The sequence below is a fragment of the Variovorax sp. CCNWLW225 genome, assembly GCF_037204045.1.
In the GTDB taxonomy this organism is placed as follows: domain Bacteria; phylum Pseudomonadota; class Gammaproteobacteria; order Burkholderiales; family Burkholderiaceae_C; genus Variovorax.
In genome coordinates, this window is record NZ_JBBCBV010000002.1 from 1 (window position 1) to 17340 (window position 17340).

The 17340-nt window shown below is 68.1% G+C and carries 18 protein-coding genes; 2 read left to right on the forward strand and 16 right to left on the reverse strand.

The genetic code is table 11. The features are described from left to right. The 16 genes from V9L20_RS04665 to V9L20_RS04740 all read right to left on the reverse strand — a co-directional run. Window positions 1-569: NAD(P)/FAD-dependent oxidoreductase (locus V9L20_RS04665; RefSeq protein ID WP_337295683.1), on the reverse strand; the 569-nt coding region annotated here is incomplete at its 3' end. A 372-nt stretch (window positions 570-941) separates the two neighbouring features. Continuing rightward, the gene (locus tag V9L20_RS04670; RefSeq protein ID WP_337295684.1) at window positions 942-1745 is read right to left on the reverse strand and encodes an enoyl-CoA hydratase/isomerase family protein; all 804 of its coding nucleotides are present in this window, start codon (window positions 1743-1745) and stop codon (window positions 942-944) included. A gap of 24 nt (window positions 1746-1769) precedes the next feature. Beyond that, on the reverse strand, window positions 1770-2606 hold the full coding sequence (locus tag V9L20_RS04675) for an SDR family oxidoreductase (RefSeq protein ID WP_337295685.1): 837 nt from the start codon (window positions 2604-2606) through the stop codon (window positions 1770-1772). Between the two features lie 35 nt (window positions 2607-2641). Then, window positions 2642-3058 (reverse strand): PaaI family thioesterase, encoded by a 417-nt coding sequence (locus V9L20_RS04680; protein WP_337295686.1) that lies wholly within the window; start codon window positions 3056-3058, stop codon window positions 2642-2644. Window position 3059: 1 nt separating this feature from the next. Beyond that, on the reverse strand, window positions 3060-4601 hold the full coding sequence (locus tag V9L20_RS04685; protein ID WP_337295687.1) for a class I adenylate-forming enzyme family protein: 1542 nt from the start codon (window positions 4599-4601) through the stop codon (window positions 3060-3062). 22 nt (window positions 4602-4623) lie between these two features. Further along, entirely contained in the window at window positions 4624-5100 is a 477-nt protein-coding gene (locus V9L20_RS04690) for a PaaI family thioesterase (protein ID WP_337295688.1), read from the reverse strand. After that, window positions 5097-6104 carry a tripartite tricarboxylate transporter substrate binding protein gene (locus V9L20_RS04695; protein ID WP_337295689.1) on the reverse strand — a complete coding sequence of 336 codons (1008 nt, stop codon included), beginning with the start codon at window positions 6102-6104 and terminating at the stop codon, window positions 5097-5099. The genes V9L20_RS04690 and V9L20_RS04695 overlap by 4 nt, the downstream gene beginning before the upstream one ends. Before the next feature lie 19 nt (window positions 6105-6123). Beyond that, complete coding sequence (locus V9L20_RS04700; RefSeq protein WP_443098543.1) at window positions 6124-7839, reverse strand: long-chain-fatty-acid--CoA ligase; 1716 nt, start codon at window positions 7837-7839, stop codon at window positions 6124-6126. 10 nt (window positions 7840-7849) lie between these two features. Further along, the gene (locus tag V9L20_RS04705) at window positions 7850-9010 is read right to left on the reverse strand and encodes an acyl-CoA dehydrogenase family protein (protein WP_337295690.1); all 1161 of its coding nucleotides are present in this window, start codon (window positions 9008-9010) and stop codon (window positions 7850-7852) included. 16 nt (window positions 9011-9026) lie between these two features. After that, window positions 9027-9887: an SDR family NAD(P)-dependent oxidoreductase gene (locus V9L20_RS04710; RefSeq protein WP_337295691.1), complete on the reverse strand. Its 861-nt coding sequence runs from the start codon at window positions 9885-9887 to the stop codon at window positions 9027-9029. 31 nt (window positions 9888-9918) lie between these two features. Next, window positions 9919-10353, reverse strand: coding sequence for a MaoC family dehydratase (locus V9L20_RS04715; protein WP_337295692.1), 435 nt, complete (start codon window positions 10351-10353; stop codon window positions 9919-9921). 21 nt (window positions 10354-10374) lie between these two features. After that, the gene (locus V9L20_RS04720) at window positions 10375-10818 is read right to left on the reverse strand and encodes a MaoC family dehydratase N-terminal domain-containing protein (protein ID WP_337295693.1); all 444 of its coding nucleotides are present in this window, start codon (window positions 10816-10818) and stop codon (window positions 10375-10377) included. A 12-nt stretch (window positions 10819-10830) separates the two neighbouring features. Continuing rightward, window positions 10831-12015 carry a lipid-transfer protein gene (locus V9L20_RS04725; RefSeq protein WP_157613893.1) on the reverse strand — a complete coding sequence of 395 codons (1185 nt, stop codon included), beginning with the start codon at window positions 12013-12015 and terminating at the stop codon, window positions 10831-10833. A 42-nt stretch (window positions 12016-12057) separates the two neighbouring features. Continuing rightward, window positions 12058-13041 (reverse strand): tripartite tricarboxylate transporter substrate binding protein, encoded by a 984-nt coding sequence (locus tag V9L20_RS04730; RefSeq protein WP_337295694.1) that lies wholly within the window; start codon window positions 13039-13041, stop codon window positions 12058-12060. Between the two features lie 191 nt (window positions 13042-13232). Continuing rightward, window positions 13233-14270 (reverse strand): AraC family transcriptional regulator, encoded by a 1038-nt coding sequence (locus V9L20_RS04735; RefSeq protein WP_337295695.1) that lies wholly within the window; start codon window positions 14268-14270, stop codon window positions 13233-13235. Between the two features lie 83 nt (window positions 14271-14353). Then, window positions 14354-15523: a CaiB/BaiF CoA transferase family protein gene (locus tag V9L20_RS04740; RefSeq protein ID WP_337295696.1), complete on the reverse strand. Its 1170-nt coding sequence runs from the start codon at window positions 15521-15523 to the stop codon at window positions 14354-14356. Between the two features lie 224 nt (window positions 15524-15747). On the opposite strand from V9L20_RS04740, the gene V9L20_RS04745 reads away from it, so the two are divergent. Then, complete coding sequence (locus V9L20_RS04745) at window positions 15748-16161, forward strand: Zn-ribbon domain-containing OB-fold protein (protein ID WP_337295697.1); 414 nt, start codon at window positions 15748-15750, stop codon at window positions 16159-16161. Continuing rightward, the gene (locus V9L20_RS04750) at window positions 16158-17333 is read left to right on the forward strand and encodes a thiolase (RefSeq protein WP_337295698.1); all 1176 of its coding nucleotides are present in this window, start codon (window positions 16158-16160) and stop codon (window positions 17331-17333) included. The genes V9L20_RS04745 and V9L20_RS04750 overlap by 4 nt, the downstream gene beginning before the upstream one ends. The last annotated feature ends 7 nt before the right edge of the window (window positions 17334-17340 follow it).

The window sequence follows — 17340 nt, forward strand, 5'->3', positions numbered from 1 at the left end:
CCGGCCACGTCGTCCAGCTGGCGCTCCATGAGCCAGGGCATGACGTGCACCACGGTGACGCTCATGCCGCGCAGCATGAGGCCGTTGGCCGCTTCCAGGCCCAGGAGGCCCCCGCCGATGACGACCGCGTTCTTGTGGGTGCGGGCGGTCTCGATCATGTAGTCGGTGTCGGCGATGTCGCGGTAGGCGATGACGCCCTTGAGGTCCTTGCCGGGCACCGGGAGCATGAAGGGGTTGGAGCCGGTGCAAATCAGGAGGCGGTCGTAAGGCGCTTCGGTGCCATCGTCGGCGCGCACGATGCGCTTGACGCGGTCGACTTCGACCACCTTCTTGCCCGCGTGCAGGGTGATGTGGTTGTCCGTGTACCACTCCCAGCTGTTGAGCACGATCTCGTCCACGGTCTGCTCGCCGGCCAGCACGGGCGACAAGAGGATGCGGTTGTAGTTGGGGTGCGGCTCGGCACCGAAGACGGTGATGTCGTACATGTCCGGGGCGAGCTTCAGGAGCTCCTCCAGGGTGCGCACGCCGGCCATGCCGTTGCCGACCATCACGAGCTTGAGTTTCTTCATGGGGTGGGGCCTTTCAAAATTCAAATGCCGCAACGCAGCCTTGCGTGGCTGCATTGACGAGCGGGGGGTGGGGGGAGGGGCGCCCGCAGAGTGCGGGCTGAAGGTGCTGGCGCTTTTTCGCGCCGGGTATTCGCAAGACCGCGAAAACCACACCAAAGCGGTGCTTCGTTACACCGTGATTTCCTGGTAATGCAAAGACCGTGCCTGCGCGGGCGAATCGCTGCTTTGCCAGTGAAGCCCTTTGACGCCACAGGCCGAGGAGGGTGGTTGGAGCGGGCTGGTGCTCGGAACTGGTGCGGCCGTGCACGTGGCACGTGCGATATGCAATTGGCGAGCCGCGGTGGCTCGCCGGTCAGAAGGCCCGTCGTGCGTTCAGCCCGGCCACTGGAAGCGCGGCGCGCGCTTGGCGAGGAAGTCCGCCACGGCTTCGCGGTGGCCCGTGGTTCCCATGGCGAGCGCCTGCGCACTGGCCTCCAGTTCGAGCCGGGTGTCCAGGTCGTCCGAAGCAGCCAGGCTGCGCTTGATGAGGCTTACCGCCGAGGGCGATGCGCCTGCAAAGCTGTCGGCCAGCGCGTGTGCGCGGGGCAGCAATTGCTCGGGCGCGTGCAGCTCCATGGCCAGGCCGAGGTGCAGCGCTTCTTCGCCGCCGACTTCGCGGCCCGAAAGCATCAACTCCTTGGCGCGTTGCGCACCGACGATGCGTGGCAAGGTATAGAAGGTGCCGCAATCGGGCACGAGTCCGATCTTGATGAAAGACACGCACAGGCGCGCGCGCGGCGTGGCGATCACGAAGTCGGCGGCCATGGCCAGCCCGAAGCCGGCGCCGAAGGCCGCGCCATCGACCGCCGCAACCACAGGCCGATCGAGCGTGATGAGGTCGCGCAGCCAGCCGTGCAGGTCATGCAGGCGTTCGCGCCAGCCCTGGTTGTCCAGCCCCGCGCTTGCAATGCTGCGCAGATCGCCGCCGGAGCAGAAGTGCCCACCGGCGCCGGTGATGACGAGCGCACGCACGCTGCGGTCACGCCGAACGCGCTGTACCGCATCGGCCACTTCTTCGCGCATGGCCGGGCCGAGCGCGTTGCGGGTGTCGGGGTCGTCGAGCGTCAACACGGCCGTCGAGCTCTCGGTTTCGAAGCGGATGCGCTCGTAGGTAGGGGAAGCTTCGGGTGTGGTCATGGTGTTGAAGGAGCGAATGTCGGATCAGGCCGCCGGCTTGAGCGCGGAACTCAGGTCGCGTCCACCTGCCAGCGAACTGCCGCCGCCCACCGGAATGACAGCGCCCGTGACAAAGCTCGACCAGGGCGAGCTCAGCATCAGCGCCATCAGCGCGACGTCTTCCGTGCGGCCGAAGCGGCCGAGCGGAATGGAGGCGGCCATGGCCGCAAGCGCCTCGGGGCCAGGAGCCAGCCTGCGCACGCCCTCCGTATCGCCGATGGGGCCCGGCACGATCGAATTGACGCGCACGCCGTCCACGCCCCATTCCATGGCCAACACGCGCGTGAGCATGTCGACACCCGCCTTGGCGGCGCACACATGCGCCTGGTAGGCCGTGGGGTTGGCAGCCTGCGGCGCCGAGATGTTGATGACCGATGCACCCGGCCGCCGCAGGAATTCATGCGCCCCGCGCAGCACGTTGAAGGTGCCCACCAGGTCGATGTCGACCACGGTTCGAAAGCCCTTGCTCGACATGCCGAGTGCGGGCGCCACGAAGTTGCCGGCGGCACCTGATACCAGCACATCGATGGGGCCGAAGGCCTCATGCGCCGCGGCCAGCGCGGCGCCGATGCTGTCCGCATCGCGCACATCGGCGCTCCAGCCCTCGGCGCGGCCGCCATGGCTGCGCAGGCGCTCGACGGCGGCGGCCACGCGTTCGGGCGAGCGGCTGGCAATGCCCACGCGGGCGCCGCGCCGGGCGAAGGCCTCGGCAATCGACAGGTTGATGCCGCTGCTTCCGCCGGCAACGAAAACCGTTCGGCCTTCGAAGTCGAAGGCCGCCTCGGGCGGCGGTGCGAGAGAAGCTTCTGCGTGTTCGGTCATGGGCGATGTGTGAATGAAGAAAGACGCCGCTGCGCTCAGGGTTCCGACGGCGGCAGCGGCAGGTAGCGAAACGATCCGAGCGCGGTGGCCACCAGTTCGCCGCTGGCGTCGCGCGCTTCGGCGGAGCACGAAATGACGCCGTCGTTGGTCTCCAGCGCAAAGCCGTCGGCCACGATGCGGCCAAGGCCAGGCCTGAGGAAGCTGGTGTTCAGGTTGAGCGTGACGGCGGTCTTGGTGAAATCGACCAGCGAAACCGCTGCGCTCGCCATCACCACGTCGAGCATGGTGAGGATCACGCCGCCATGCACGGCACCGATCACGTTCTGCAGCTCGGGCCGCGCTTCGATCAAAAGCCTTGCCCGGCCGCCTTCCGAGTAGGCGCGTTCCACACCCATCATCCGCGTGAAGGGCACGCGGGCGTAGGCGTTGCGGCGGGCCGCATCGTCGGACATCTCATCGGCCATAGGCGGCGCGCAACGCGGTCTTGAGCACCTTGCCGGCGGCGCTCATCGGCAGCTCCCTGGCAAAGGCGATGCTGCGCGGGCACTTGTAGCCGGCAAGTTCGCGGCGGCACCACGCCGTAAGCTCGGCGATGAGTTCAGCGGCAATGGCATCGCTGGCCGCACCGGCCGCCGGATGCCCTTGGCGCACCACGACCACCGCATGCACTGCTTCGCCCCAGCGCGTGTCGGGCACGCCGATCACCGCGGCGTCGGACACCGCCGGATGGCTGCGCAGCGCCGCCTCGACCTCGCCGGAATAAACGTTTTCGCCGCCCGAGATGATCATGTCCTTCAGCCGGTCGGCAATGAAGATGTAGCCGTCCTCGTCCATGCGCGCCGCGTCGCCGGTGCGAAACCAGCCCTCGCGGAACGCCTGCTGGGTGGTCTCCGGCAGGTTCCAGTAGCCGCGCGTGACCATGGGGCCGCGCACCACGATTTCGCCGACCACCCCGCGCGGCAGCTCGGCGCCCGATTCGTCGACGATGCGGATCTCCGCGCCCAGCCCGGCCCGGCCGACCGAGCGCCAGCGGTCCGCAAGGCGCGCCTCGCCGCGGTGGTTCTGCGGCGGGTTGATGCAGACGGCGCCTGCCGTTTCGGTCAGCCCGTAGGCCTGGAAGAACTCCGCCTCGGGCCAGGCCTGTAGGGCGCGGTCGAGCAGGTCGGGCGGCATGGGCGCGGCGCCGAATGCAATGCGGTTCAGCGACTGCACGCGCGCCGGGTCGAAATGCGGCCAGTCGAGCACGCTCTGCAGCATGCTCGGCACCATCACGGTGTCGGTGATGCCGTGGCGTTCGATGGCCGCGAGCACCGGCTCCGGCCTAAAGTTCGGCATCGTGAGGCAGGTGCCGCCGACCATCGACTGGCCCACCAGCCGGCCCATGCCGGCCACATGGAACAGCGGCGCCACCAGCAGTGACACGCTGTCGGGCGAGTTCGGCAGCTCGGCGGCGCGCGTCATCGAAGCGGTCCAGAAATTGGCATGCGAGAGCATCACGCCCTTCGAGCGCCCGGTGGTGCCGCCGGTGTAGAGCAGGGTGCACAGCGCATCGCCGCCGGTGCGGCTGTCGGGCAGCGGGGCGCGGCCCGCGGCCTCGCCGGCCAGCGCGCTGAATGAAACCACCGGTGCCAGGTCGCCCAGCGGTGCGGCGGTTTCGCTCAGCGCCTCATCGCTGACAAGAAGCAGGGCGCCCGCATCGCTCAGAGCAAAGCGCAATTCGGGCACGCTCCAGCGCGTGTTCAGCGGGCAAGCCACGGCGCCCAGCCACCAGCAGGCCCACAGCGCCACGATGAGGCGGTCGCTGTTGGGCGCCAGCAGCGCCACGCGGTCGCCGGGCTGTATGCCTCTTGCCTGCATGGCGGCGGCATGGCGCGCCACTGTGCTCAGCAGCTCGGCAAAGTCGAGCGAGCGCTGCGAGTCTTCCGCCACATGGCGGAGGGCCGTCTTGTTCGGATGGCGCTGCACGGCGCGGTGCAGGCCCTGTGTCAGGTACATGTGTGTCTCCAGCCGAGTGGGTTCAGTTGGGGCGAGGCGCGCCGCTGGCGTTTGCATCGGCCGGCGCGCGGTAGCGGAAGGTGCCCATTGCCTTGGCCACCACCGTGCCGCTGCCGTCGACCAGCTCGGCCTCGCAAAAGCACACCGAGCGCCCGCCGCCTGTCGCGCGGCCGGTGGCCACCAGCCGGCCCGCCGCGGGACGCATGAAGCCGATGTGCATGTCGATGGTCACCACTTCGCGGCTGTAGTCGATGCGGCTGAGCGCGGCATGCGCCATGGCGCTGTCGAGCAACGTCATGACCACGCCGCCATGGCCGCCGCCGTGGTTGTTGCACAACTCCGGCCGCAGGTCGAGCGAGACGATTGCCTTGCCGTCGGCGGCAAAGTCGCGCCTGGCGGCCAGCAGTTCGAGAAAGGGCACATGGCGCTCCGGTCCTGCCACGGGGCGCGCGGTCGATTCCGGTTCGGTGAGGGTTTCGTTCATCTGCACGAGGTTCATTCGGGTTTGAAGCCGACTTCGTCGAGCATCTGCTTCTCGCGTGTGTACTGGGCTTGCGCATAGGCACGGAACGCCGTGCTGTCCATCGGCCACGCCGCAAGATCGAAGTCGCTCAAAAGGCGCTGGTAGGCCGGGTCTTCCATGCCCTTGCGCAGGGCTGTCTGCAAGCGGGCGGAAGTCTTCGCATTGAGGTTCTTCGGTGCCACCAGCCCGAACGGCGACTGGATCACCAGGTCGTAGCCTTGTTCCTTCACGGTCGGCACCGCGGGCCAGCGCTTCAGGCGCTCTTCGGTGAAGGTGGCCAGCACGCGCACCTTGCCGCCCATTGCCATCGCGCCGAAGCCCGGGTCGCCCGACACGTCGAGGTGGCGGCCGATGAGCGCGGTGAGCTGCTCGTTGCCGCCCTTGAACGGAATGAAGTTGAACTTGACGCCCGCCGCGCGCGCCAGCCGCTCGGCGTAAATGCGGTTGATGCTGGTGCTGCCGACGTTGCCCCAGCTGATCTCGCCCGGGCGCTTCTTCGCATCGGCCAGCAGGTCCGCAAGATTCTTCCAGGGCGCGTCGGCCGCCACGGCAATGCCGGTGGCCAGGCTGGCCATGCCGATCACGTAGCTGAAGTCGGTCCGAGGGTCCCACGGCACCTTGATCATGTGCGGCTGGCGAATGACGGTGTTGTGCATCACGGCCAGCGTGTAGCCGTCGGCCTCGCCCATGGTGGCAAGGCTGGCCGTGCCCGTGACGCCGCCGGCGCCCGCCCTGTGCGTCAGCACGAAAGGCTGGCCGATCTCCTGCGAGGCGGCATCCAGCATCGCGCGCACCACCGCGTCGAGCATGCCGCCCGGCGGAAACGGGAGGATGACGGTGATGGGCTTGGACGGAAATTCCGCCGCCAGTGCCGCAGTGTGCCGCCCGAGCGCCGCCGCACCGACTGCAGCGAGCGCACCGACGCCGAGTGCCCGGCGTGTCAGGCCCGCAGGAGCGGAAGAAAAAGATGGGGTCTGCATGCTTGTCTCCTTGTTTTCATCAATGCGCGGCGCGTTCGACTTCGGCAATGGCCTCTTCCTGCAGCAACCGCCACTGCACCTTGCCGGTCTCGGATTTGGGCAGCGCGTGGCGGAACACCACGCTGCGCGGCACCTTGTAGGCCGAAAGCCGCTCGCGGCACCACGCGGCAATGCCTTCCGCGTCAACCTGCGCGCCCGGCCTGCACACCACCAGCGCCCGCACCGACTCACCCTGGCGGGCGTCTGGCACCGCCACCACGCAGGCCTCGTGCACGGCCGGGTGCTGGTGAAGAAGGTCTTCCACCTCGGCCGGCCACACCTTGAAGCCACTGACGTTGATCATGCGTTTGAGCCGGTCGCGCATGAAGAAGAAGCCGTCCGCGTCGCGGCAGGCGAGGTCGCCGGTGCGAAAGAAGCGCTTGCCGTCGCGCTCGAAAAAGGCGGCCGCATTGGCCTCCGGGTTGTTCCAGTAGCCGAGCATGAGCTGCTCCGCGTGTGTGACGAGTTCGCCGACTTCGCCGTTGGGCAGCGGCGCCAGCGTGACCGGATCGACGATGCGCGAATCGACGCCGAAGGCCGGCAGGCCCAGCGACAGCGTCTTGCCATTGCCCGGCGGATTGCCGTGCAGGAACGAGGCCGTCTCGGTGAGGCCGTAGCCCTCCACGTACGAAATGCCGAAGCGCTCCCGCAGCAGCGTGGCAACGGCCTGCGGCATCGGCGCGCCGCCGCCGTTGAGCATGCTAAGGCTGCGCAGGTCGCGTTGCGCGGTTTCGGGGTGGGCGAAGAAGTCGTTCAGCATGGCGGGCGGTGCGGCCCAGGTGGTGACGCGGTAGCGCTCGATGGCGCGGCCCGCGGCCGCCACATCCCAGCGCGGCAGCATCACGACAGTGGCGCCTTGCGAAAGGGGCATCAGCATCGCGTTCTGCAGTCCGAGCATGTGAAAGAGCGGCGCCACCGCGAGCACCACCGCCTCCGCATGCAGGCCGCGCCACAGGGCGGCGCCGTATGTCGAAGCCAGCACGGTGCGGTGCGTGTGCATGCAGCCCTTCGGGTGGCCCGTGGTGCCAGAGGTGTAGGGCAGCAGGCACAGGTCTTCGGGGCGTGCGTCTACGTCATCCGGTAGCGGCGCATCGGCCAGTGCGGCCTGCCACGCCATCGCACGGGGCACATCGAGCGGCATGCGAGGCGCCGTCACGGTGTCGGGCACCGGCTGCGTGGGCGGGCACAGCAACGCATCCGAATAGGTGTGCACGACGGCGTGTGCGAGCCGCCCGTCCTGCAGCGCCGGCGCCACCGCCGCGAGCAGCTCCTGCGCCACGCAAGCCACGCGGGCGCCGCTGTTGGCCAGGTAGTGCGACACCTCGGCCGCGGTGCTCATGGCATTGATGGGTACCACCATGCCGCCCGCACGCACGATGGCGTGGAACGCAACCACGAACTGCGGGCAGTTCTGGCTCAGCAGCAGCACCCGGTCGCCGCGGTTCACGCCGTTCTGCTGCAGGTGGCCGGCCAGCTGCAATGCCTGGTCGCGCAGCGCGGCATAGCTGACGGCGTTCTCGCAGAAGAAGATGGCCGGCTTGTCCGGAAAGCGCAGCGCCGCCGATTCGAGCTGCTGCCAGAGGGTGATACGCGGCACGTGGATGCGCGCTGGCAGCCCGCGCGGCCAGTGCGGCGGCGGGGTTTCGGCGAGAGCGGGGCGGTCGGTCATGGGCGGCGGAACCGGTTCTTGCTGCATGGCTTCGACGTCAGGGCTCGATCGCGCGGGCGATGATTTCCTTCATCACCTCGTTCGAACCGCCGTAGATGCGGCCGACGCGTGCGTCTGCCCAGATGCGCGCAATCGGGTATTCGGTCATGTAGCCGTAGCCTCCATGGATCTGCACGCATTCGTCGGCCACGCGGCACAGTGCGTCGGTGGTCCACCACTTGGCGATGGCGGCGGTTGCGGCGTCGAGCTCGCCGCGCAGCAGGCGCGCCATGCAGTCGTCGACAAAGCTGCGCGCAATGGTGGCCTGCGTCTGGCATTCGGCCAGCCGGAAGCGCGTGTTCTGCAGGCTCATCAGCGTGTCGCCGAAGATCTGGCGCTGCGTGGCGTAGGCCACGGTGTCGTCCACCGCGCGCTGCATGGTGGCGGCAGCGCCCACCGCAATGAGCAGCCGCTCGCGCGGCAGCTGCTGCATCAGCTGAATGAAGCCGCGGCCTTCGGTGTCGCCGAGCAGGTTGCACGCCGGCACGCGCACGTCGTCGAAGAACAGCTCGACCGTGTCCTGGCCGCGCTGCCCGACCTTCTCGAGCAGCTTGCCGCGCCGGAAACCCCGCAGGTCGGCTGTTTCCACTATCAAGAGCGAAACCCCCTTGGCGCCCAGGGCAGGGTCGGTTTTTACCGCGACGCACACCAAGTCGGCATGCAGGCCGTTGGTGATGAAGGTCTTGGCGCCGTTCAGCACATAGCAGTCGCCGTCCAGCCGGGCCGTGGTCTTGATGCGCTGCAGGTCGGTGCCCGCGCCGGGCTCCGTCATGGCAATGGCGCCGACCATATCCCCGCTGGCCATCTTCGGCAGCCAGCGCAGCTTTTGCTCTTCAGAGCCGTAGCCCAGCAGGTAGTGCGCGAGGATGCCGCTGTGCACGTTGAGGCTGAAGCTGTTGACCAGCGCGCGGCCTTGCTCTTCGCAGATGACCGCCTCGTGCAGCACGCCGCCGCCGCCACCGCCGTACGCTTCGGGAATGCCGGGGCACAGCAGGCCGAGCTCGCCCGCGCGGCGCCAGATGGCGCGGTCTGGGTGGTGCTGTCGCGCCCATTCCTCCTGGCGCGGCACACATTCGGTTTCGAAGAACCGGCGTGCGGTATCGGCCAGCATGGACAACTCGGCGTCCATCCAGGGGCGGGCGGCAGTGGGCAAGGGCATTGCTCTCGGCTCCGGCTCAGGGGCGGCCGCCGCCGCAGACCAGCACCTGTCCGCTGACGTAGTCCGACTCGGGAATGCAGAACAGGTAGACGGCGCCCGCTGCTTCTTCGGCCGTGCCGCCGCGGCCCAGCGGAATGAGCGATTCGGCATTCTTCAGGATCTGCGGGTTGACGCCGACCTTGATCTGGCGCCCGTCGATGTCGATGCTGGCGTCGGCATTGGCGTCCGCCTCGGTCAGCCGCGTCTTGATGAGGCCGAAGGCCACGCTGTTCACGTTGACCTTGTAGCGGCCCCATTCCTTTGCAAGGGCCTTGGTCAGGCCGTTGATGCCCGACTTGGCTGCCGCGTAGTTGGCTTGCCCCGCATTGCCGTAGACGCCCGAGGTCGACGAGATGTTCACCACCTTGCGCAGCACCGGCGTGCCGGCATCAGCCTCGCGCTTCGATGCTTCGCGGATGAAGCCTGCCGCGGCGCGCAGGATGCGGAAGGGCGCGGTCAGGTGCACGGCGAGGATGTCTTCCCACTGCTCGTCGCTCATCTTCTGGATCACGTTGTCCCAGGTGTAGCCGGCGTTGTTGACGATGATGTCCAGCCCACCGTAGGTCTCGATGGCGGTGCCGACGAAACGCGCGCCGAAGTCGGGCTGCGTCACGCTTCCGATGCAGGCCACGGCCTGCCCACCGGCCTCGCGGATGGCGGCGACCGTTTCAGCGGCCGGCGCCTCGTCGAGATCGTTGACCACCACGCGCGCGCCTTCGCTCGCGAGCTTGAGTGCGATGCTGCGGCCGATGCCGCGTCCCGAGCCCGATACCAGGGCGACCTTGTCGTGCAACTTGTTCAACTTGTTCAACTTGTTCAACTTGTTCAACTTGTTCATGGATTGGAATGGGTTCGAGAAGATGAAGAGATCAGGGCAGCGCCACCACAGCCTCGCCCGTGAGCTTGACCTGGCCGTCCTGGTCGACGGTAGAGAGCTCGAGCCGTACGCGACGCTCGCCGCCAGCCTCGAACTTCTCCGTCACGCGGCCTTCGCAGCGCACGCGGTCGCCCACGTGCGTGATGGCCGCAAAGCGCACGCCGTAGCTGCGCAGCGCCGAGGGCGGCACCCAGTTGGTCAGCAGCCGGCCGAGCCAGGCCATCGACAGCATGCCGTGGGCGAACACGTCGGCCTGCCCGGCACTGCGCGCAAAGTCGATGTCGATATGAATCGGGTTGTGGTCGCCCGATGCGCCGCAGTACAGCGCGAGCATGAGGCGCGAGACGGGTTCGAGCTCCAGCGCGGGCAGGGTGTCGCCGACCTGCAGGCTGTCGAACCGGGGAGTGTGCGAGGTTGTTGACGTCATGGTGATGCGGTTCAGACCCGTTCAGGCGTTGCGCAGCACGGTCACGGTGCGCAGTTCGGCCACGCATGCATCGCGCTGGTTGTGCACCTGCGTGCGGCGCACCACAAACTCCAGCGCGCCGCCTTTCTTGTCGTAGATGTCTTCGATGCGCTGCTCGAAGCGCAGCGTGTCGCCGGCATGCGCCGGTGCGTGATACGTGAACTGCTGCTCGCCGTGCAGGAGCCTCCGGTAGTCCATGCCCAGCAGATTGCGGATGGCGGCCGGATCGGGCGCGTCCATTTCCAGGCAGAACAGGAATGTGGGCGGCACGAGCAAGCCGGGCAGGCCGGCGGCGCGCGCGGCTTCTTCATCGACATAGAGCGGATCGGTCTGGCCCGTGGCCTTGGCGAAGAAGCGCAGCCGGCCGGCCTCCACGCGCACATCGAAGGCCGGCAGGGTGTGGCCGATGAAACTACGGTCGATCATGCGGCTGCCCTCTCAAGCGCGCTGGTAGAGCGTGACCACGCAGGCGCCGCCCAGCCCGAGGTTGTGCTGCAGCGCGAGGCGCGCACCTTCCACCTGCCGCTGGTCGGCCTGGCCCCGCAGCTGCCAGGTGAGCTCGGCGCACTGGGCCAGTCCGGTCGCCCCCAAGGGGTGCCCCTTCGAAAGCAACCCGCCGGAAGGGTTGGTGACCACGCGGCCGCCATAGGTGTTGTCGCCTTCGAGGATGAACTTCTCCGCCGTGCCTTCGGGCGTGAGCCCGAGCCCTTCGTAGGTGATGAGCTCGTTGGCGGTGAAGCAGTCGTGCAGCTCCACCACGTCGATATCTTCGGGGCCGATGCCGGCTGCCTCATACACCTGGCGTGCGGCGGCCACCGTCATGTCGTAGCCGACCACCTTGCGCATGTCGTGCGAGTCGAAGGTGCTGGGCGTGTCGGTCGTCATGGCTTGCGCGGCAATCGAAACCGTGGTGTCGATACCGTGGCGCCGCGCGAAGTCTTCCGAGCACACCACCGCCGCGGCGGCGCCGCAGGTGGGCGGGCAGCACTGCAGCCGCGTCATGGGCTCGAAGACGGTCGGTGCGGCCATCACCTCGTCGAGCGTGACCGTGTCGCGGAACACGGCCATCGGGTTGCGTGCCGCATGCTGGCGCGCCTTGACGGAGATACGGCCGAAGGTGTCGGCGCGGATGCCGTGTTCCTTCATGTAGTCGCGCCCGGCACCGCCGAAGAACTGCGCGGCACGCGGCGCGGCGGGGTCGAAACCCTGCAGGGCCGTCATTTCTTCGGCGAAGCGCGCCATCGGTGAGGGGCGGTCGTCGTAGGCACCCTTCAGCGCGCCCGGCACCATTTGCTCGAAGCCCAGCGCGAGCGCGCATTCGACCATGCCGCTTTCGACGGCCTGCCGCGCCAGGAAGAGCGCGCTCGATCCGCTGGAGCAGTTGTTGTTGAGGTTGAACACGGGCACGCCTGTGAGGCCGACGCGGTAGATGGCGGCCTGGCCGGCGGTCGAGTCGCCATACACATAGCTCACGTAGGCCTGCTGCACTTCGGCATACGGCACGCGTGCATCGTCGAGCGCAAGGCGCGCGGCACGCTCGCCCATCACGAGATAGGGCTCGCTCTTGCCCGGCTTGCTGAACGGAATCATGCCGACGCCGGCAACGATGACTTTGCGTTTCATGGTCTTTCCTGGATCACGGATTGGAAGAAATGAAGAGCCCGGCTACTGCAGCTTGATGCCGAGTTGTTCGATGAAGGTCTTCTCGCGCACCGTCTGCTCGGCGGCGTATTGCTGGTATGCCGCGCTCGACATGTAGATGTCGGGCTGGTCGTAGAGCTCCAGCGCGCGCTGGTAGGTGGGGTCTTTCATCGCGCGCTGGAATGCGTCGTGCAGCGTCTTCACCAGGGTCGGGTCCATGCCCTTGGGGCCGACGATGCCGACCGGCGAATTGACTGTGATGTCGTGGCCCATTTCTTTCAGCGTGGGCACTTGCGGCCAGCGCTTCAGGCGCTTGTCGCCAAGGGTGGCGAGCACGCGGGCCTTGCCGCTCTCGACCAGGGCGCCCCAACCGGGGTCTGAGATGACGTCGATGTGCCCGCCGAGCAGCGCGCTGGTTTCCTCGGCCATGCCCTTGAACGGAATGAAGTTGAGCTTCACGCCCGTGGCGCGCGACAGGCGTTCCATTGCAATGTGGCCGCCGCTGCCCACGCCGGTCGAGCTGTAGCTGATCTGGCCCGGACGGCGCTTGGCATCGTCGAGCAGGTCTTGCAGCGTTTTCCACGGTGCGTCGTCGCGCACGACAAGGCCGTTGGTGTAGCCCGTGAGATTGATGATGTAGGTGAAGTCGGTCACCGGGTCGTAGTTCACCTTTTGCAGATGCAGCAGGCGAAAGAGCGTGGCCGGAACGACGGAGATGGTGTAGCCGTCGGGTGCGGCGCTGCGCGCCATGGCCGCGGGCGCCAGCGTGCCGGCCAGGCCCGGCTGGTTGACCACGACAACCGTCTGGCCGATTTCCTTGCCCAGCGCCAATGCAATGGCGCGCATCTGCGCATCGGTTGCACCGCCTGCGGGAAAGGGCAGGATCAGCGTCACGGGTTTGTGCGGATAGGCGGGCGGCTGGGCCAGGGCAGCCGGCGCTGCAAGGCACGCGGCCGATGCGGCAAGTGCGCCAAGGGCCTGGCGGCGGGAAAGAGCGCGATACGTCATCTCTGTCTCCTGTCTTTTTCGGCAGCTGTGCCGCTGCCTGTGGGCGATCACCGGCGGTGGCCGGTGTCATGTCGAACCTTGCGAACTTCGCAGGACCGATGAAGAAAGTTTAGGGAGACGATGCAGTGCGGCCCATGGCCGAACCGATGAATCGGATTGGCACGATCGATCAGCGTGCCACTCCGAAGGGCTCAGTGCTCGCGCAGTCGCGTGGTGCGGTATTCGCCCGGGGCCACGCCGGTCCAGTGCTTGAAGGCGCGGTGAAAGGTGCAGGCTTCGGAGAAGCCGAGCCGCTGCGCGATTTCGACCAGGTTCAGCTCGGGCCGCGCCAAGTACTCGATGGCGGCATCGCGCCGCAGGTCTTCCTTGATGGCGCGGTAGCCCTGGCCTTCTTCGGCCAAGCGGCGGCGCAGCGTTTGCGGCGTAACGGCCAGCTGCTTGCCGACCGCTTCGAGCGAGGGCAGTTCATCGGCCAACTGCCGCCGAAGGATGCGGCGGATGCGCTCGGTCATGCTGGTCTGGTCGCGATACTTCACCAGCAGGCTGGCCGGCGCCTGGCGAAGAAACTCCTCCAGGCTCTGCTCGTTCTGCACCACCGGCAGTTCGAGCCAGCGCGCCTCGAAGCGCCAGCCGGTGCAGCCCGCGCCAAAACGCACCGGTGCCTGGAACAGGGCTGGCGCGTCGCTGGCACGCTCGTCCTGGTGCGGGTAATCCACCTGCAGCAGCGGCACGCGCCGCGCAACCAGCCAGGAGACCAGGCCATAGGCAAGAAAAGAAAACGCCCGCTGCGCATAAGCCACAGAAGCCGTGAGCGGCACGCGCGGCACCAGCGCGAACGTGGCCTCGCCTTGCTGCACATGCAGGCGCGGCACGAAGTCGCTGAGCAGCAAACGGTAATGGCGCAGGCCCAGCGTCAAGGCCTCTCCGAGCGTGCGGCAGCGAATGAGGAGGCGCGTGGCCTGCGCAAAGCTCCCCGTCGGCACCGGCTGGCTGCACAGGCCCCACAGCTCGTCGCGCAGGCGATGCCGAAGCGCGAAGATGAGGGCCGCGAACTGGTCCTGCGTGACGCGCGAGAGCGGCGCATCGAGCAGCGCTGCAGAGATGCCGGCACGCTGCAGCAGTGCATCCACATCGGCGCCACGCGCCCGCGCCCCGATCAGGATCTGGTCGACGTGCTGGATGCCGATGGTGTGGCGCGTGCTGTGTGTCGGTGTGTGCCTGATGGCCATGGGCGTTCGAGGTGCGGCAGCGCCCCGTGCGGCGCACGCATGGCCGGATTCTAGGAGCAGCTGCACCGGGCGGTGGCGCGCTCTCAGCCCACCACGCCGCGCCGGCGCAGGTCGGCGCGCGCGGTTTCGTCGTGCCCCAGCGCGGTGAGCACCTCGTCGGTGTCCTGGCCTGGCGACGGCGCCGGCCGCTCGATCGAAAACTCGAAGCCGGTCATCTTCACGGGGCATGCCAGCTGCGGCGCACTGCCTTCGGCGACCGGTGGATGCACCATGCCACGCGCGATGAAGTTCTCGTGCGCCAGCGCTTCTTCGAGCCGCAGCACGGGTGTGACGCAGCACTGCCGGCCATGGAACACGTCGGCCCAGTACGCGAGCGGCCGCGCTTCGATAAGGGCGGCCACGTCGGCGCGAACCTGCTCGGCGGTCGCTCGATCAGGCGGCATGTGCATGGGCTTCAGGTCGGGCCGGCCGAGCACGTCGCAGAAGCGCTCCCAGAACTTGTGCTCGAGCGCGCCGACAGAAAGATGCCGTCCGTCCTGCGTGCGGTACATGGCATAGCAGGGCAAGGCGCCGCTGAGCTTGTCGAGGCCCGCGCGGCGCGTGGCGCCCTGCGTGGCCAGCGTGACCAGCGGCACCAGCGCATGCGCCAGAACGCCGTCGGCCATCGAGATGTCGACATGGCGGCCGGTGCCGGTGCGCGCCGCATCGAACAGGGCCGCGAGGATGCCCATCACCGCATTCATCGAGCCGCCGAGCAGGTCCGCAATGGGTAGGTTGGAGAGGGCGGGGCCCGCGTCGTCGCGGCCGATCTGGTCACTGACGCCGCTGAGCGCGCAGTAGTTCAGGTCGTGCCCCGGCTCGTCGCGGTAAGGCCCGGTCTGGCCGAAGCCGGTGATGCTGCAGTAGACCAGGCGCGGGTTCACCGCCGAAAGCGCGGCATAGCCCACGCCCAGCCTGTCCATCACGCCGGGCCTGAAACCTTCGACCAGCACGTCGGCGTTCTCGGCCAGCCGGTGCAGAAGCGCCACGCCGTCGGCTTGCTTCAGGTCGAGGCGCATGCCTTTCTTGTTGCGCTGGACCATGGCGCGCAGGGCCGGTGCGGCGTAGTCGCCAAGGCCGGTGTCTTCGATCTTGAGCACTTCGGCCCCAAGGTCGGCCAGATGCAGTGTGCAGACCGGTCCGGGCAGCAGGCGGGTCAGGTCGAGTACGCGAATGCCGGCCAGCGGCGGGCGCGATGCGCCGGTTGTCTCCATCGATTTTGTCCTGGGTGAATTTGGAACGGGCGCGTTGCAGTCTAAAAACAGGGGCCTCGCGTGCCCATGGCACAAAGCCTGAAAGCCGTTGGCAGAAAGAATCATTTGCACACACGGCCGATCGGTTCGGCCACGCCGAGGGGGCCCTTCGGGAATCGCGAATGGCGCGGATGGGGCGTAGCCGGCATGCTCGACGCAACCCATGCCGAACTCCGGCCATTTCAATGACGCATTCATCGACGACATCAAAACCGATCGGCACCGGCGTGCTGGCGCGCCACCAGGCCGAGCTGGACGCGGGCCGCTTTCTCATCCAGCGCTGCGGGGCCTGCCAGCGCGCGGTGTACTTTCCGCGGGTGCTGTGCCCCCATTGCGGCGCTGAAGAGCCCGCGCTGGTGGCACCTGCCGGCACCGGCGCCGTGTACGCCGTGACCACGGTGCGCCGCAAGCCCGAGGCCGGTGGCGACTACAACGTGAGCATCGTCGAGCTGGACGAAGGCGTGCGCCTGATGAGCCGCGTCGAAGGCATGCCGCCGGCCGACGTGCGCATTGGCCTGCGTGTGCGGGCGCGCGTGGTGGTGCCGACCGGCGGCAGCGGCATGGTGGTTTTCGACGCCGCCACGGGAGACGCTGCATGACCACGCTGAAGCAACTGCGCGGCAGCGCCGCCATCGCCGGTGTAGCCACCTACGGCTGCGGCGAATCGCCGGGCCACACCGACATGGAACTGCTGGCCGAAGCCGCGCGCCGCGCTGTGGCCGACGCCGGGCTGGCCATGAAGGACATCGACGGACTCTGCACCGCCAGCGCAAGCGCAACGATGTGGGCCATGCCGGTTGTCGAGTACCTGGGCCTTCGTCCAAGCTACATCGACAGCACGATGCTCGGTGGCTCGAGCTTCATCGCGCACCTGCTGCCGGCCATGCAGGCGCTGGCCAGCGGCCAATGCAACGCGGTGCTCGTCTGCTACGGGAGCGCGCAGCGCACGGCCACCTTCGGGCGCAGGGAAGTGGTGGCAAGCCGCCGCTACCTCGATCCGCAGCCCTATGAAACGCCTTATGAACCGATGCAACCGCTCTCGGCCTATGCGCTGGCCGCATCGCGCCACATGCACGAGTTCGGCACCACCCGGCGCGACCTTGCCGAAGTGGCGGTGGCCGCACGCGCCTGGGCGCGGCTGAACCCCGAGGCGTTCATGCGCGACCCGCTCTCCATAGACGACGTGCTGAACGCGCGCATGGTTTGCGACCCGCTGACCGTGCGCGACAGCTGCCTGGTGACCGACGGGGCGGGTGCCTTCGTGCTGGTGCGCGCCGACCGTGCGCGGGACTTGCCGCGCGAGCCGGTGCATGTGCTGGGCACCGGCACGGCGGTGTGGAACCGCCAGATTTCGTCGATGCACGACCTGACGATGACGGCTGCGCGCGACAGCGGGCGCGCCGCATTTGCGATGGCCGGCCTTGCGCCGCGCGATATCGATGTTGTGCAGCTTTATGACGCGTTCACCATCAACGTGCTGCTTTTCCTCGAAGACCTGGGCTTCTGCGCCAAGGGCGAGGGCGGGGCCTTCGTGCGTGGCGGTGCCATTGCGCCCGGCGGTAGGCTGCCGGTCAACACCAACGGCGGCGGGTTGTCCTGCGTTCACCCGGGCATGTACGGAATCTTCGCGTTGATCGAGGCGGTGCGGCAGCTTCGCGGAGAAGGCGGCGACCGGCAGGTGGCCGGCGCCCGCACGGCGCTGGCACATGGCAACGGCGGCACGCTGTCCAGCCAGGCCACGGCCGTGCTTGGGCTGGCGCAAACGTTGTGATGAATGA